Origin of the sequence: Fastidiosibacter lacustris (assembly GCF_003428155.1) — a bacterium.
GTDB lineage: Bacteria > Pseudomonadota > Gammaproteobacteria > Francisellales > Francisellaceae > Caedibacter > Caedibacter lacustris.
The window spans coordinates 133,645-148,548 of sequence record NZ_QLIR01000003.1; the positions used below are offsets into that span (position 1 = coordinate 133,645).

The following is a 14,904-nucleotide window of genomic DNA, read 5'->3' on the forward strand; positions in this document are numbered from 1 at the left end:
ATACCTAAAACAAAGAGGTTAAAGCAATAGTTAAATTCCCTAATTCATATAATAATATATTTGTATATTCAAATATACGTATATTTGAATATGTGTATATTTGGATATGCGTTAATACAAATAAGTATTTAAACACTTATTTGTATATTAGTTGACTCCACCCTATTCTATCGGTAAAAATAGATATCAACTTAACGATGGAGAAATCTAATCATGTCTATATTGAAGAGCCTAGGATCAACTTATCAAACAGAATTATCTTTAAAAGCGTTCAAAGCACTGGCTAACCCAGATCGACTTAATATCGTTTTATGGTTATTAGAACCTAAAAAAAACTTTTTTTCTGAGAAACTTAATATTGAAAAAGAAGGTGTCACTATCGGAATGATCATGCAGAAACTCGACCTATCGCAGTCCGTTACCTCACAATATATTCAACAATTAGAAGAAGCAGGAATTATTACTTGCGAACGAAAAGCACAATTTAGAATGTGTAAAATCAATAAAACTTATACTCGACAATTATTTGAGTCAATTGCTGAACTGTTTAATTAATCACCTTTTTATTCACTACCACCAACGGTAATTTCATCAATTTTTAAGCTTGCTTGCCCTACTCCGACAGGTATTGACTGTCCTTCTTTGCCACAAACTCCCACTCCGCTATCTAAAGTAAAATCTTTTCCGATCATTGAGATTTTCTGCATAATTTGTGGTCCATGACCAATTAAAGAGGCTCCTTTAATCGGGTAACAAATTTTACCATTCTTTATTGAATATGCTTGATCCATTACAAAAACAAACTGACCCGATGTAATGTCTACCTGACCACCGTTAAAGTGAGTTGCATAAATACCATGATCAATACTTGCTATCATGTCTTCAAACTTATCCTCACCTGGCAACATATAAGTATTAGTCATCCTTGGTAAAGGCAAATGCGCATAGGATTGGCGACGTCCATTTCCAGTAAGTGAGACGTTAAATGCTTTGGCTGAAATACGATCATGAATGTAGCTTTTTAGAATACCATTCTCAATTAGAATGGTTTTTTGAGTTGGTGTCCCTTCGTCATCAACGTTCAATGATCCTCGTCGATTTTCAATACAACCTTCATCAATGACAGTGCATTTTTCAGATGCTACTTTATGCCCTATTTTGCCACAAAAATGTGAACTTCCTTTACGATTAAAGTCTCCTTCCAAGCCATGTCCCACTGCTTCATGCAATAGTACTGCTGGCCAACCTGCACCCAAAACCACGGGCATTTTACCACTAGGGGCGGGTTTTGCATTTAGATTGGTTTTGGCACCTTCATATGCTTCATGAACATAAGACTTCCATAATTCGTTTTCTAAAAAAAAATGATAATCATAGCGTCCACCACCCCCTGCAGAATAGCTTTCTCTTTTGCCATCATTGTGCAGGATTAAGTTAATGTTCATACGCACCAAGGGGCGCACATCCATCACGCAAAGTCCATCGGTATTTAAAATTAAAATCATTTCTATATTTGATGCCAAGGATATACTGACTTGTTCGATTTTATTATCAAGTGCCTTTGTATAACGATTAACTTCATGTAAAAATGCAATTTTACCTTCAGTAGATATACTATTTAGTGGTGATATAGAACGATAAAGTCGCTTTATTTTTGGTGTAAATAGTTTTTGTGTTTTGGTTAAAGGGTTTGCATTTTTTAATAAGTAAAGTGATGTCTTAATAAGTTTTTCAATAGTAGAAAGTGCTAAATCATCGGCATAAGCAAAACCAGTTTCCCCTTGATAGACTGCTCTTACTCCAATTCCCTGCTCAATACCAAAACTACCATGTTTTACCACTTCATCTTCTAACATCCAACTTTCTGCAATAATTTTCTGTAAATATAGGTCACCAAAGTCAAGTGTTTTTTGATTAAAAATCTCTAGCTGTGCTTTTAGAGATTCTAAATTCAAAGCAAAAGGTTGCAATAAATGTTCATTTATAATTGAATAATAATCTTGCTGCATATACTTCTCATATTTATTGGAAAATAGTAGGATCACCACTGCCAGTTCGTAAGATTTTGGCTGGCATTTCAGTCATATCAACAACCGTTGTTGGTTCATATCCACAATAATCTGTTTCTAAAATATAATCGATTAGTTGCGCACTTGGCTCGTTAGCAAACTCTTCTGCATATATCAATACTTTATCTTGATTTGGCAATATAAACGTTGTACTTAATAGGGGTTCACCTAATGCCTCAGTAATTATAAGTGGAACAGAGTGATCTGGTATTCGAATGCCAATTGTTTTTTTACTTTTATTTAACATAAGTGCAGGCACTTTGCTGGTAGCTGGTAAAATAAAAGTATAACTACCTGGAGTAGCGCGCTTTAGTAATCTATAAACACTATTGTCTACCTTTGCATAGTTAGAGATTTCTGATAAATCACGACAAATCAGAGTGAAGTTGTGTTTATCATCTAAGTTACGAATTTTTTTAATTTGCTGTAATGGTTTTTTTAACCCCATTTTGCAGCCTAAAGCATAGCCTGAGTCAGTTGGATAAGCAATAACTTTGCCTGATTGTAGGGCTTCCACGATCTCATTTAACAGCGCTTTATTTGATGAATAGGGATTTATTTCAATATATTGGCTCATGGCACAATCTTCATTTATACTGTAGCGCTAAAATTAAGTTCAGTGTACCATTAACCCACTCTGGAGAGAATATGAAAAAACTGCTTTTTGATTTTTTCCCAATTATCATATTTTTTGTCATGTATAAAATTTATGATATCTATACAGCAACCATAGCACTTATTATTGCTACAGCCATTCAATTGAGCTATGAAACTATTCGCTATAAAAAAGTTTCTATGATGCACGTTGTAACATTTATATTGGTATTAACCCTAGGTAGTGCTACTGTTTATTTTCATGATGAAACTTTAATCAAATGGAAAGTGACAATTGTAAATTGGCTATTTGGTATGATTTTTATTTTTTCAACCTACCTTATGCAAAAACCAATTATTCAACGATTAATGGAAGAAAATATTGAACTACCAGAAAAAATCTGGAAAAGACTCAATAACATTTGGGGAATATTTTTCTTATTTTTAGGTACTGTTAATTTATTTGTTGCTTACACTTTCTCGACTGATATTTGGGTTGATTTTAAACTTTTTGGCATGCTTGGCATTACGCTTATATTTGTTATCGGCCAAGGAATTTTTCTGGCTAAGCATGTTGATCATAAATAACATTTCACTAATCCAAAAGACGCTTTTGGTTTGGATTAAGGTTTCTTAATTATATGCTTCTTTATCTCCTGAAAATCAGTAGTATTTAATATTGTTTAAATGAGTGATAAATCTGTAATTTTTAACGGACTGTAACGATAAGTTGAGTTTTAGAACTTTCCATTAGACAAGCAAAAGCTATGTAATATTTATAAACATTCTTTTTAGTAAAAATACTCACCTTGAATCGGATTAGAGTAATGGACATGTGAAAACTTCCAAACATCTCCTGGATTTGCGCCTCGCATATTATTTCTTTGTCTATAATACTTTTGTGGAACACGAATATCATCCAAATTGAATGTAAAAGCTGGAGATTTTGTAAACATTAGAATATCATCGTGCCTAGGAGAGAACACCTTTGTTTTACCGATTCCTTGAGTATAGTGCCATACTATCCATCCATGGAAGTGCAAGTTTAAGTCACGCTCCAAAATATTGTATAGATAAGATATAAAGCGAAATCCCATAAAGACATAAATGGTACCATGTGATTTTAATACACGACTCGCTTCTAAAAGGCATTCTTTAGAAAAATATAGATATTCTTCAAATGTTTTATTATCGATATTATTTTGATAATTTTTACCTAGATTATATGGTGGATCTGCAATTATCAAATCAACAGAACTTGCCTCCATTTCTTTTAATTTCTGTACTGCATCACCTATTATTAGCTCCAAATTAATCATCTTTCTTAACCCAGCCTTTGCTCTCTGCGAGATGGTTATTCAAGTTGAAAGTATTTGCCATAACCTCGGCAACGGTACCTTTACGCACACCATTTGGATTAGATTTCAATTGATTCTTACCTGATTTAACTGTTGGAATTCATGCAGCGTACATCAATTTTCTTCGTCATTTTTGATTTGAAATTATAAAAAAATATGCTAGATGACAACACTACCCCTACAAACATAACTGTCTCACAGAGTTTGTTCATGTCAACATCAATTGAACGTTGACAAATGAAAAACAAAGTTCCTAAAAGCTACATGGAGTCAACACCAAGTAGTCCAAATATAATTAGCATTAAAACAAATATTGGAAAACTTGAGAATAAGCTATCCATTCTATCAAGAATTCCTCCATGTCCTGGTAGAATCGTGCCACTGTCTTTGACACCACATTCACGTTTAATCATACTTTCAAATAGGTCTCCCAATAGAGCAACTATTACAATTGCAAACGATAAGATGATTAAAATAGTTTGTTCAAAATGACTATGACTAATAACAAGTGCACAGATAACACCTGCTAAACCACCAAATACAAAACCTCCCACAAACCCTTCAACTGTTTTTTTAGGGCTAATAATTGGCGCTAGTTTTTTCTTACCATATTGGCGACCAACAAAATAAGCACCACTATCAGCAAGTGTTACCACCAACATCATCAGCAACAGTAGAGCAGGCTTTTGCTGATGTAATAAGCTTAGTGATATCCACATTGGCACAATAACCAAAAAACCCATTGCATAACGTGCACCAGGTGAAATGGCTTTAAAAGGAATATTAGGATAACGCAATACCAAATAGCAGGCAAAAAACCAGAATAAAAGTGAAATCAATAAAACCGTAAGCTGAGAATACCGTGATAGATAAATAAGCACCAAACTAATTGCTAAATAAATGATTTTTGTAGTGATTTTTTTTATATTTGCAAGAGCAGTCCACTCCCAAGCAGCAAACAACAAAACAACTGCTACTGCAATATCAAAAATTGTATTACTTAAGCAAAAAATCGCCCCTAAGACAATTAACCCAAGAATAACACCTGTAATAATCCGTTCCTTCACGTTTCACCTTTTACCTGCTCATCCGTTTTGCCAAAACGCCTTTTGCGTAGCTGATAATCATCTAATGCTCGCTGAAAATCTTTCTTTGTAAAATCTGGCCAATACTTTTGACAAAAATATAATTCAGCATAAGATAACTGCCAAATCATAAAATTGCTTATCCTTAGCTCACCACTGGTACGAATTAAAAGATCAACAGGAGTTTGAATACTATCAATTAAAAATTTTTCAAAGCACTCTTCTGAAAGTTGCTCAACATCACACTGATTACTTATTATTGCTTTTAGTAGTTTCTTTGTTGCTAATACAATTTCCCATTGCCCACTATAATCAATCGCAACATTAAGAATTAGACCTGTATTTAACTTCGTTGCATGCTCTGCTTGTAAGATGTTAGCCAAAATATCTGATGCTAAGCGACTGCGATCACCAACAACACAAAGTTTAACATTGTTTTCCTGCATCATTGGTATCTCTTTTACCAAAACTTCAGAAAAAAGTTCCATAAGTGTTGCAACTTCTTGTTTTGGACGTTGCCAATTCTCGCGCCCAAACGCAAACAATGTTAAGATTTCAATATTTTTTTCTACAGCAAACTCAATTGCTGAACGCACATTCTTAATTGCAGCTTTATGCCCTGAAGTACGCGGAAAAAAGTGCTTTTTTGCCCAGCGTCCATTACCATCCATAATAACAGCAACATGCTTAGGCAAACTCTGACTTGAGATATTCAAAAGTTACATTTCCATTAAGTCTTGTTCTTTCTCTTGAACGATGACATCGGCTTTAGCAATCATATCATTTGTTAGTTTTTGAATACTGTCTTCCGCCTTTTTAGCATCATCTTCGGAAATTTCTTTCTCTTTGAGTAAATCTTTAATATCTGAATTCGCGTCACGACGAATGTTACGAATAGCAACACGTCCTTTTTCTGCTTCTGTCCGTACCAATTTTACAAGCTCCTTACGACGTTCCTCATTCAATGCAGGCATTGGGATGCGTAAACTATCACCTAAATTAGCAGGATTTAATCCTAGATCCGACATCAAAATAGCTTTTTCAATTTTTGCGGTAAGCCCTTTCTCCCAAGGTGTAATACCTAAGGTTCTCGCATCTAATACTGTAATATTTGCTGCTTGAGAAATTGGTGTTTCTACCCCATAGTAATCAATAATTATATGCGCTAATAAGTCTGGATGCGCTCGCCCTGTTCTGATCTTTGCCAAGTCGTGACGTAAATTTTCTAAGCTTTTTTCCATACGATCTTTAGCATCTAATAAAATTTCTTTGATCATTTTTTTCTCCTAATTTCTAACCCAAGTACCTTCTTGCTCATTATTTAATACTCGCATAAGTGCACCTGAATTATTTAAATTAAAAACACAAATTGGAATGTTAAAATCTCGTGCTTGGATAAATGCACCAAGGTCCATTACTGCAAGTTCTTTGCGTAAAACATCTGCAAAGCTAAGTACATCAAATTTCTTAGCATTATCATGCTCCTTTGGATCTTTGTCATAAACACCATCAACTGTCGTTATCTTCAAAATTGCATCTGCTTGTATCTCTGCCGCACGTAAGCTTGCCGTACTGTCTGTTGTTACAAATGGATTGCCTGTTCCTCCTGCAAAAATTACGACCTTCCCTGTATTTAAATAAGATTTTGCAAGCTTAGGACAAGATGTTTGGATAACACCATCTATACCTTTTGATGAGAGTACTTCATTGTCAATACCATTCGATGTCAAAATATCCGACAGCGCCAGTGCGTTAATCATCGTCGCAAGCATCCCCATTGTATCAGCTGTACTGCGTTCAATTTGATCTCCAAATTGTGCTTTACTACCTCTTAGAATATTGCCTGCGCCGATGACTATTGCCAATTGCACACCCATTACTTGTGCTCGTTTAATGTCATGAATAATCTCTTTCACGGCTTCAACTTGAATACCAAAACCATTTATTGATAAAGATTCTCCACTTAATTTGATTAAAACACGTTTAAAACTTGGGTGTGACATATTTATTTAGGCCCCCTGAACTTGACTCATAACTTCAGCAGCAAAATTCGTTTCCTCTTTTTCAATGCCTTCACCAACACCAAAACGAATAAACTCAGTTACTATCGCATTATTTGCTTTCAAGAGTTGCTCAACTTTTTGATCAGGATTCTTCACAAATGGCTGACCAGCCAAGCTTTGCTCATCCAAAAACTTACGAATACGCCCAGTAATCATTTTTTCAATAATATCATCTGGTTTACCACTTTCACGTGCTTGGGCAATAAAAATCTCTTTTTCTTTCTCAACCAAATCAGCTGGCACTTGATTTTGAGATACAACAAGTGGATTAGAAGCTGCAATATGCATTGCAACGTCTTTTGCCAGTTCTTCGTTACCACCTTTCATAGCAAGGATGACACCGATTCGACCACCATGACTGTATACACCTAAAGTTTCTCCTTCCAAGTTGTCGACACGGCGTACGTTAATATTCTCTCCAATTTTTGCAATCAATGCTTTACGGGTATCTTCAATTGTCTCACCATTTGTGAGTCGTAAAGCTAATACTTCTTCAAGTGTGTTTGCATTTGAAGCTGCAACTGCATTGACAACTTTATCCGCAAACCCTTTAAAATTTTCATCACGCGCAACGAAATCTGTTTCTGAATTGATTTCAATAATAACTGCTTTATTGGCAGACTTTGCCATTACAACAACACCTTCTGCTGCTATACGCGAAGCTTTTTTATCTGCTTTTGCTTGACCTGATTTACGCATTTCTTCGATGGCCTTTTCAATATCACCACCTGTTTGTGTCAACGCTTTTTTACACTCCATCATACCAGCGCCTGTGCGCTCACGAAGCTCTTTTACTAATTGTGCGCTAATTGTCATTATAAAATTCCTTCCGCCTTATAAAATTTTAATTAGACTTCTTCTTCAGAAAGATCTACTGTTTTTTCTTCTGTTATTTGAGCACCTTTTCTTGCATCAATAATTGCATCAGCAAAATGACTCAAATAAAAATGAATTGCTTTTACCGCATCATCATTGCCTGGGATAATATAGTCAATATCATCCGGGCTTGAGTTTGTATCCACAACAGCAATAACGGGGATCCCCAATCGCTTAGCTTCTTCAATTGCAATGTGTTCTTCTTTACTATCAATCACAACTAATAAATCAGGCAAGCCACCCATGTCTTTAATGCCACCTAGCGCTTTTTCAAGTTTCTCGATTTCACGTTCATTATGCAGTGCTTCTTTCTTAGTCATTCGATCGAAAACACCTTCTTCTTGCATTTTCTCAAGGTCACGTAAACGCTTAATAGATTGACGAATTGTTTTATAGTTGGTCAACATACCTCCTAACCAGCGATGGTTAACATATGGCATCCCACAACGCGAAGCTTCTTTAGAAACAATTTCCTGTGCTTGACGTTTTGTACCAACAAATAAAATCTTGCCATTTTTTGCAGCACTCTTACTTACAAAATTCACTGCATCTTGAAATAATGGAACAGTTTTTTCCAAATTAATGATATGGATTCCATGATTAATGCCAAAGATATATTGGTTCATTTTTGGATTCCAGAACTTTTTTTGGTGACCATAATGCACACCAGCTTGTAGCATTTCTTTCATTAAAGACATTTATATATTCTCCAAGTATGGGTTATTCCGCCATCACTCCCACTTTCAAACCTGATAAAGGCACCCTAAAAGTGTGTCGAGCGACGTGTGTTTTATTGTTTAACGTTATGCTTTTTGCTAATGACAGATATAGATAATTTATAATTGCCATGCAAAAGCGAGCGGATTTTAACATAAATCGACATCAGCTGCTAGATTGAATTAATCTTTAGTTGCAAGAAAATCTGTACAAACAATCTCGGTCATTTACCTTTTATGATGGTGTAAAATCATGTAATGTTAAACTACCAACATAGGAATTTTAAAAACTAGGAATTTCTTTAGATGACAAATAATTCACTGGTAAAACAACTTGGTTGCACGATGATTGTAACAGGTACTGAAATTGGGGCAGGCATTTTAGCATTACCAATTATTACTGCAAAATTTGGCTTCCTTGTAAGTAGTGTTGTTATGCTTATTGCATGGTGTATTATGACTTATACAGCACTTCTACTTGCTGATATTTCTCTTTCTATGCCAAAAGGCGCAAGCTTTGCTTCTATTGCAAAGCACGCTTTGGGACTGCCTGGCGTTGTCGTGACATGGATATCATTTTTATTGCTTATGTATTGTATTAGTATTGCTTATATCTCTGGGGCTTCTTCTGCCTTTCATGCACTTTTACCAAACATTTCACAAAACGCATGGGCACTTATTTTTGTTGTTATATTTGGTACAATTGTTGTAATTGGTACTTCTGCTGTAGATATCATTAATCGTGTATTATTAACTACAAAACTCGTTTTTTTATTACTGGTATGCATCACCTTCCTACATTATATTGAAATCAGAAATTTACTCGTTTCTCCAATTGACCTCACCCCTACTCTATTTATTGCCATTCCTATTATCATTACTTCTTTTACCTCCCATATCATCATACCAACACTTACTGAATATCTTGATAAAGATGTCAAAGCACTCTTTAGAGTGATTTTTATCGGTAGTATTATTCCTTTGTTTTTATATTTCCTATGGCTTATTTCTGTGCTTGGCGTATTACCACTCCATGGCTCAGTCAGCTTTATGAGTTCTATTTTTGATCATGTTAGCATTAGCTCTGCTAACGTTGGTGATGTGTTAAATGCCTTAAAAGAAAAAATCACAAACTCATCTGCCAACATCAGCATGAATATATTTACGGATATTTCTGTCATAACATCTTATCTTGGGGTGAGTCTTGCTCTTTATCACTTTAATGTAGATAGCTATCGTTTAAACCGCTTACCTACTCAGTTTAAACTTTTAACAGCAGTCATCTTGACCTTCATCATACCGTTACTTGTCAACTTACTCGATCCAAACTTATTTATTAGTGCTATTGGTTATGTTGGGGTGTTTATTGCTGTACTTTTGTTAATGATGCCTGCTGTTATTGCTTTTAAGCTCACTCAATCAGGGTACCATTTTCATTACAAAATCAGCCAGTTTCGTTTCTTGTGGATTGCCTCTTTTCTAGTAGGAATTGCCATCATTGTGATCCATTTTTCTATTTAGTTTTGTGTTCAGATTTTAAACTAAATTGAAAATTTACCTTCTTCTAATTGTATTTATCAAAGTTTTTGATCTGGATATGATTGAGTTTTTGAAAATTTCTTCTAACATACCTCCTACTTCATCACAATATTTAATAATACATATGAGAGTTGCTCGTATCTTTTGCCCTGAAGTTGTAATGCATAGTAATACTTTTTCACTATCAACAGAGCTCAGTCATTACCTTATTAAAGTATTACGCCATAAAGTTAAGCATAAAGTCATCTTATTCAATAATGACGATGGTTATGAATACCTTGCTGAAATTTGTGATGCTAACCCTAAAAGTGTTACTGTCAATATTTCAACCAAATATTTAATTGAGAGAGAATCCATACTTGATATACATCTTTTTCAATCACTGTCAAAAGGTGATAAGCTAGAAACTGTTATTCAAAAAGCTACTGAGCTTGGAGTTAAGCACATAACGCCCATTATCACCCAACGTGTTGACTACAAACTCTCGCTTGAACGCATAAACACTAAACTTGAACACTGGCAAAAAATTGCCATTAGTGCAAGCGAGCAATCAGGTCGTGTTTTTATTCCAAAAATAAATCCCCCTATTATCTTTTCGCAAGCACTAAATCTTACAGTAGAGCTTAAGCTTTTGTTATCGCCTTATGCAATACATCATGTCCAAGCCTTAAAACAACAATATCCTAAAGTCAGTCAGTTTAATATTTATATTGGTCCTGAAGGCGGTTTTAGCGAAGATGAACTAAAATTAGCCTCCCATCATGACTGCCAAAGCATTGCTTTAGGTCAAAGGATTTTAAGAACAGAAACCGCTCCGATTGCAACTATCGCCATTTTACAAGCACTATGGGGGGATTTTAATAAATAAAAAAGGCGCCAATGGCGCCCGTTATTGAATAAGACAAATGTTCAATTAAACATTGGTTGCCTTTTCTTCAATTGAAATATATTGACGTTTTAACTCACCACCAACGTGGAACTTGACAATACCATCCGCTATTGCAAATAAAGTGTGATCACGACCACAACCAACGTTTACACCTGGATGAAATTTTGTTCCGCGCTGACGAACAATAATCGTACCTGCTTTAACAAACTCGCCACCATAACGCTTAACACCTAGGTACTTAGGATTCGAATCGCGACCATTACGAGTACTACCGCCTGCTTTCTTATGAGCCATGTTTTATACTCCTTAAATTAACCTTGAATTGCTGTAATTTTAACCGCCGTGAAATATTGGCGATGACCTTGATGCTTCATGCTGTGCTTACGGCGACGAAACTTAATAATTTGTACTTTCTTATGACGACCTTGCTCAATAATTTCAGCAACGACTTTGGCACCCTGAACAACTGGATTACCTACTTTGATTTCATCACCATTTTGTAACATTAGTACATCAGTGAATTCAACCATTTCACCAACGCCTTTTTCAATTTTTTCTAGCTTAAGCACAGCACCTTCTTTAGCTTTGTGCTGTTTACCGCCACTTTTAATAATTGCGAACATATTATTCTCCGATTACTCAAGCTGGTTTTTCACCGCTTGACTTTTTGTTATTTTTTAAAATAAAGCTTTATAAAAAAGCGTTGGGATTTTAGTGTTTTTAGAGCTAAATAGCAAGAGCCAAATTCAAGTATACCTTTAAAAAATACTTTATTTGGCTCAAAAACACTAAGCTATACTGCATACATGAAATAGCTAACACAAATTTTAGGACATTTAGATCACTAAACGAGCTCCTCTGGGATTTTGATATTCACTATTCTGTTTTCAAGCTCCTGTTTCAATAACACAATTTCATTTTTTAACTTGCTTCCCGTATAAACCAAGGAATGTTCAAGATTCTGATAGTGAGGCTCTCTAGCGGCGCTAAACCAATTGAAGGAGCCAACACAGTAGATCATATCATCACAAATCAAAAGCTTACTATGCATTCTACGAATACATTTCACTCCAATGCCAAGGCTTTCTAAGTGTGCCTTATCTTTCAAAAACCGCTGTTGATATTCATTGCTGATATTGTTTGGATCGGTGTAGATATTGATTTTTACACCACGTTTAACACACTCGATCATAATAGCGTAGGCATTAATAGCTTGAATTTTTCTTAATTGCATCCAAGGAGAAAAAATATGAACTTCAAACTTTGCCTGACATAAGGTCTTTAACAAGAAATCATCGTGTTCTTTTGCGTTTTCTATCAAATAAGGATTCGTTTGACTGGTTCTTAAATCGCTTCTTACAAGCCCCTTCAGCTTTGAAAAATAAATTTGCTGGTGTGCGTGCCTAAACAAATAGTGAGCTAATTTCCCTCTTGGAGTAAACGTATCTGGATTGAACAAATCCATATCACCAAACACGAAAAAGCCATCCTTTGCTCTTGATACCGCAACATTTAACATACTTGGGCTCTCATCAATAAACTTTCCATCTGCATGCTTGGAATAAACACTAGAGAAGATAACGATTTCCTTCTCTGCCCCTTGAAGCGAGTGGATAGTATCTACAATGATGCCATGACTTTTTTCATTTTTCCCTTCTTCCTTTACTTTTATCTCATATCGAGTGCATGCTTGTTTTAATGCTGCCACTTGAACAGAAAATGGAGTGATCACAGCAAGCACTGCACCCAAGCCCCCTTCTTGATATTTCGTTGGATATCTTTCTTTGATGAGCTCTTGATTGTCATTTATCCAGGCGGCAATCGTTTCTGCCTCAAGTAAGTTATAACGACTCCCTCCGCTATCTTGCTCACACCTCCCATCAATATGTAAGTATCTTAATCCTGATAAGTTATCCTCTGGAGCATTTCCACGCAATGCTGCAAGCTTCCAGTCATAGCATAAATCGTTACAGTACTCGATAATTTCATTATAACAACGGCGGTGTTCATACAGATACATACCACGTTCCATACCTGAACTATAGTGATATTTGCTTGCATGTTGTGCGATCATCATAGCACTACCCATTGCAGAGCTTATCCCCAGTTCCTGAAGCTCTCTGTATTTCTCATCGCTGTTTTCGCCCTTTTGGATAACACCAGATTCAATCAAATTACCAATATCAATATGAGCAGAGGTTGACCATATAGGCTCTAGCTGACGGGTATCCCCGATCACTAAGGCTTTTTTAGCCAGTGTAAATGCAGCACCCGCAACCTCAGGCAAAACCTGACCTGCTTCATCCACAATCAATAAGTCTATCATATTATATAGATACAGATTGGGAGCGTCTTGCCCAGAGTTATTGTGTTCTTTTCCTCGTAGAAACGTTGGAAGCATAAAGCATGTTGAGACTGCACAAGGCGTTAGTTTCATTCTACGGCGCCAATCTTCCATAATCTGAGTCTTGCTTTTCTCGTCATCTTTAGTAATTCCATATAATTTTTGACGTTTAAGATAAGCTTCCATATCTTGTAACCAACGCCCTTCCCAATAATGGGAAGTCAATAAGAAAATTTTGAAGCGAATTTTAGTATCAGCCAGTTCATCAATTTCCACGATAAACTTTGAAGCAAGCTCTTTAGCGACACCCAGAACTTGAAGGGCAGTCAGATAATTCTGCCATGCGGTTGAAAGCTGGTTTACTTTATCATCAACAAATTCTTTCAACTTAGTTAATGACGTAAAATCATCAAACACACCAAAAGCATAACCATTTTCCTTTACCAATCGTTCAATAGATTTTTGTTTTACTCTCTTAACAGTAGGTAAAAAATCTACCAACTTATTCCATATGGATTGCTCCGCTAGCTTCTGAGATATTTTCCCTTGAAATTATCCTAATCGACGCTCAAGCTCTTCATATATGACTTTGGGAATATCAGACTTAGTATCTTTCCGCGTTTCCAATTCAGTTTCAATGGCAATAAAATCACGCCATGCCTGTTCAATCTGTTTTAACTTCTCCACTTCGGTTTGAAGGGCTCGCTTTAATAAAGTGATGCTCTCATCAATCCCAATCTTATCTTGCTTTTTGAAAGCTTTGTTTGCATGCTCTAGATAATTACTCTTCGCTTTTTCAAAGTAGCCTGCATTCTCTCTTTCTTTGAAGAACAATTGTGTTTGGTGCGGGCTCTTGTCCTTTATTGTGCTTCTGGCCATATATATGCCAAAACCATCCCTTTTATTGTCTTTGAAATCGGAAAACCATCTCCCTGAAAATGCTCCAGTGCCTACTGAAAAGTCTCTGCCAAATGACTCAAGGATATTGGTCACCGCTTGATTGTTTGACGAGCAAGCCATAATTAAGGGGGGCTCTTCGCCTTTAAGTGCAGCTTCTGCCCAGAGGGTTGCGACTACCGAAAGCAAAAGCGTTGTCTTTCCTGTGCCAGGAGGTCCATTGACTGCAAGAATATCTCCTGTTGAAGTTTAGGAGTATAGATGGATTCTGAGCTAAAATAGCATATCCAGTGTACTAGATATAATGACTCTTTAACATTAATTTACCTTTCCAATTTTAGCAATTGCTGCTTACAAGCAATACCGCCAGCATAACCACCAATTTTTCCGTCTGCTTTAATCACTCGGTGACACGGCACGATAATACATATCGGGTTTTTAGCATTTGCAGTTCCTACTGCACGGACAGCTTTT

General features: G+C 35.8%; 18 protein-coding genes. 4 read left to right on the plus strand and 14 right to left on the minus strand.

Translation table 11 applies throughout. From position 1 onward, the window contains the following. Positions 1 to 213 precede the first annotated feature (213 nt). Positions 214 to 555 (plus strand): ArsR/SmtB family transcription factor, encoded by a 342-nt coding sequence (locus tag DNJ77_RS02960; protein ID WP_116963513.1) that lies wholly within the window; start codon positions 214 to 216, stop codon positions 553 to 555. An 8-nt stretch (positions 556 to 563) separates the two neighbouring features. Here DNJ77_RS02960 and tldD read toward each other — a convergent pair whose 3' ends face one another. Next, positions 564 to 2,009 (minus strand): metalloprotease TldD, encoded by a 1,446-nt coding sequence (tldD, locus tag DNJ77_RS02965; protein ID WP_116963514.1) that lies wholly within the window; start codon positions 2,007 to 2,009, stop codon positions 564 to 566. A gap of 13 nt (positions 2,010 to 2,022) precedes the next feature. After that, positions 2,023 to 2,646 (minus strand): L-threonylcarbamoyladenylate synthase, encoded by a 624-nt coding sequence (locus DNJ77_RS02970; protein ID WP_116963515.1) that lies wholly within the window; start codon positions 2,644 to 2,646, stop codon positions 2,023 to 2,025. Between the two features lie 71 nt (positions 2,647 to 2,717). Between DNJ77_RS02970 and DNJ77_RS02975 the strand changes: the two genes are divergently transcribed. Further along, a complete protein-coding gene (locus tag DNJ77_RS02975) occupies positions 2,718 to 3,251 on the plus strand; it encodes a septation protein A (RefSeq protein WP_116963516.1) in 534 nt (177 codons plus the stop codon). Between the two features lie 203 nt (positions 3,252 to 3,454). On the opposite strand, the gene DNJ77_RS02980 is transcribed toward DNJ77_RS02975, so the two are convergent. The 7 genes from DNJ77_RS02980 to rpsB form a co-directional block, all read right to left on the minus strand. Then, positions 3,455 to 3,982 (minus strand): DNA-methyltransferase, encoded by a 528-nt coding sequence (locus DNJ77_RS02980; protein WP_116963517.1) that lies wholly within the window; start codon positions 3,980 to 3,982, stop codon positions 3,455 to 3,457. Between the two features lie 299 nt (positions 3,983 to 4,281). Beyond that, positions 4,282 to 5,088 (minus strand): phosphatidate cytidylyltransferase, encoded by an 807-nt coding sequence (locus DNJ77_RS02985; RefSeq protein WP_116963518.1) that lies wholly within the window; start codon positions 5,086 to 5,088, stop codon positions 4,282 to 4,284. Beyond that, positions 5,085 to 5,822 carry a polyprenyl diphosphate synthase gene (gene uppS, locus DNJ77_RS02990; RefSeq protein ID WP_239986734.1) on the minus strand — a complete coding sequence of 246 codons (738 nt, stop codon included), beginning with the start codon at positions 5,820 to 5,822 and terminating at the stop codon, positions 5,085 to 5,087. The genes DNJ77_RS02985 and uppS overlap by 4 nt, the downstream gene beginning before the upstream one ends. Before the next feature lie 3 nt (positions 5,823 to 5,825). Next, entirely contained in the window at positions 5,826 to 6,383 is a 558-nt protein-coding gene (gene frr / locus DNJ77_RS02995) for a ribosome recycling factor (RefSeq protein WP_116963519.1), read from the minus strand. 9 nt (positions 6,384 to 6,392) lie between these two features. Next, on the minus strand, positions 6,393 to 7,109 hold the full coding sequence (pyrH, locus tag DNJ77_RS03000; RefSeq protein WP_116963520.1) for a UMP kinase: 717 nt from the start codon (positions 7,107 to 7,109) through the stop codon (positions 6,393 to 6,395). Positions 7,110 to 7,115: 6 nt separating this feature from the next. Further along, positions 7,116 to 7,988, minus strand: a complete 873-nt coding sequence (gene tsf / locus DNJ77_RS03005) for a translation elongation factor Ts (protein ID WP_192877931.1) — start codon at positions 7,986 to 7,988, stop codon at positions 7,116 to 7,118. Between the two features lie 29 nt (positions 7,989 to 8,017). Next, positions 8,018 to 8,743 (minus strand): 30S ribosomal protein S2, encoded by a 726-nt coding sequence (rpsB, locus tag DNJ77_RS03010; protein WP_116963522.1) that lies wholly within the window; start codon positions 8,741 to 8,743, stop codon positions 8,018 to 8,020. Positions 8,744 to 9,067: 324 nt separating this feature from the next. Between rpsB and DNJ77_RS03015 the strand changes: the two genes are divergently transcribed. Together DNJ77_RS03015 and DNJ77_RS03020 are read left to right on the plus strand one after the other, a co-directional pair. Then, positions 9,068 to 10,282, plus strand: a complete 1,215-nt coding sequence (locus DNJ77_RS03015) for an amino acid permease (protein WP_116963523.1) — start codon at positions 9,068 to 9,070, stop codon at positions 10,280 to 10,282. A gap of 142 nt (positions 10,283 to 10,424) precedes the next feature. After that, positions 10,425 to 11,168: a 16S rRNA (uracil(1498)-N(3))-methyltransferase gene (locus tag DNJ77_RS03020; RefSeq protein WP_157966571.1), complete on the plus strand. Its 744-nt coding sequence runs from the start codon at positions 10,425 to 10,427 to the stop codon at positions 11,166 to 11,168. 45 nt (positions 11,169 to 11,213) lie between these two features. Here DNJ77_RS03020 and rpmA read toward each other — a convergent pair whose 3' ends face one another. The 5 genes from rpmA to DNJ77_RS03045 form a co-directional block, all read right to left on the minus strand. Beyond that, positions 11,214 to 11,483, minus strand: a complete 270-nt coding sequence (gene rpmA / locus DNJ77_RS03025) for a 50S ribosomal protein L27 (protein WP_116963525.1) — start codon at positions 11,481 to 11,483, stop codon at positions 11,214 to 11,216. Positions 11,484 to 11,500: 17 nt separating this feature from the next. Then, entirely contained in the window at positions 11,501 to 11,812 is a 312-nt protein-coding gene (gene rplU / locus DNJ77_RS03030; protein ID WP_116963526.1) for a 50S ribosomal protein L21, read from the minus strand. A gap of 221 nt (positions 11,813 to 12,033) precedes the next feature. Continuing rightward, positions 12,034 to 14,034 (minus strand): AAA domain-containing protein, encoded by a 2,001-nt coding sequence (locus tag DNJ77_RS03035; RefSeq protein WP_116963527.1) that lies wholly within the window; start codon positions 14,032 to 14,034, stop codon positions 12,034 to 12,036. Positions 14,035 to 14,085: 51 nt separating this feature from the next. Then, a complete protein-coding gene (locus DNJ77_RS03040; RefSeq protein WP_116963528.1) occupies positions 14,086 to 14,664 on the minus strand; it encodes an AAA domain-containing protein in 579 nt (192 codons plus the stop codon). Positions 14,665 to 14,753: 89 nt separating this feature from the next. Then, the coding region (locus tag DNJ77_RS03045; protein WP_157966572.1) for a methylated-DNA--[protein]-cysteine S-methyltransferase at positions 14,754 to 14,904 on the minus strand (151 nt) is incomplete at its 5' end.

What these genes read in the sequence shown, in the direction of transcription:
- DNJ77_RS02960 (WP_116963513.1), top strand. Translation starts at nt 214, where the DNA reads ATGTCTATATTGAAGAGCCTAGGATCAACTTATCAAACAGAATTATCT.
- tldD (WP_116963514.1), bottom strand. Translation starts at nt 2,009, where the DNA reads ATGCAGCAAGATTATTATTCAATTATAAATGAACATTTATTGCAACCT.
- DNJ77_RS02970 (WP_116963515.1), bottom strand. Translation starts at nt 2,646, where the DNA reads ATGAGCCAATATATTGAAATAAATCCCTATTCATCAAATAAAGCGCTG.
- DNJ77_RS02975 (WP_116963516.1), top strand. Translation starts at nt 2,718, where the DNA reads ATGAAAAAACTGCTTTTTGATTTTTTCCCAATTATCATATTTTTTGTC.
- DNJ77_RS02980 (WP_116963517.1), bottom strand. Translation starts at nt 3,982, where the DNA reads ATGATTAATTTGGAGCTAATAATAGGTGATGCAGTACAGAAATTAAAA.
- frr (WP_116963519.1), bottom strand. Translation starts at nt 6,383, where the DNA reads ATGATCAAAGAAATTTTATTAGATGCTAAAGATCGTATGGAAAAAAGC.
- pyrH (WP_116963520.1), bottom strand. Translation starts at nt 7,109, where the DNA reads ATGTCACACCCAAGTTTTAAACGTGTTTTAATCAAATTAAGTGGAGAA.
- rpsB (WP_116963522.1), bottom strand. Translation starts at nt 8,743, where the DNA reads ATGTCTTTAATGAAAGAAATGCTACAAGCTGGTGTGCATTATGGTCAC.
- DNJ77_RS03015 (WP_116963523.1), top strand. Translation starts at nt 9,068, where the DNA reads ATGACAAATAATTCACTGGTAAAACAACTTGGTTGCACGATGATTGTA.
- DNJ77_RS03020 (WP_157966571.1), top strand. Translation starts at nt 10,425, where the DNA reads ATGAGAGTTGCTCGTATCTTTTGCCCTGAAGTTGTAATGCATAGTAAT.
- rpmA (WP_116963525.1), bottom strand. Translation starts at nt 11,483, where the DNA reads ATGGCTCATAAGAAAGCAGGCGGTAGTACTCGTAATGGTCGCGATTCG.
- rplU (WP_116963526.1), bottom strand. Translation starts at nt 11,812, where the DNA reads ATGTTCGCAATTATTAAAAGTGGCGGTAAACAGCACAAAGCTAAAGAA.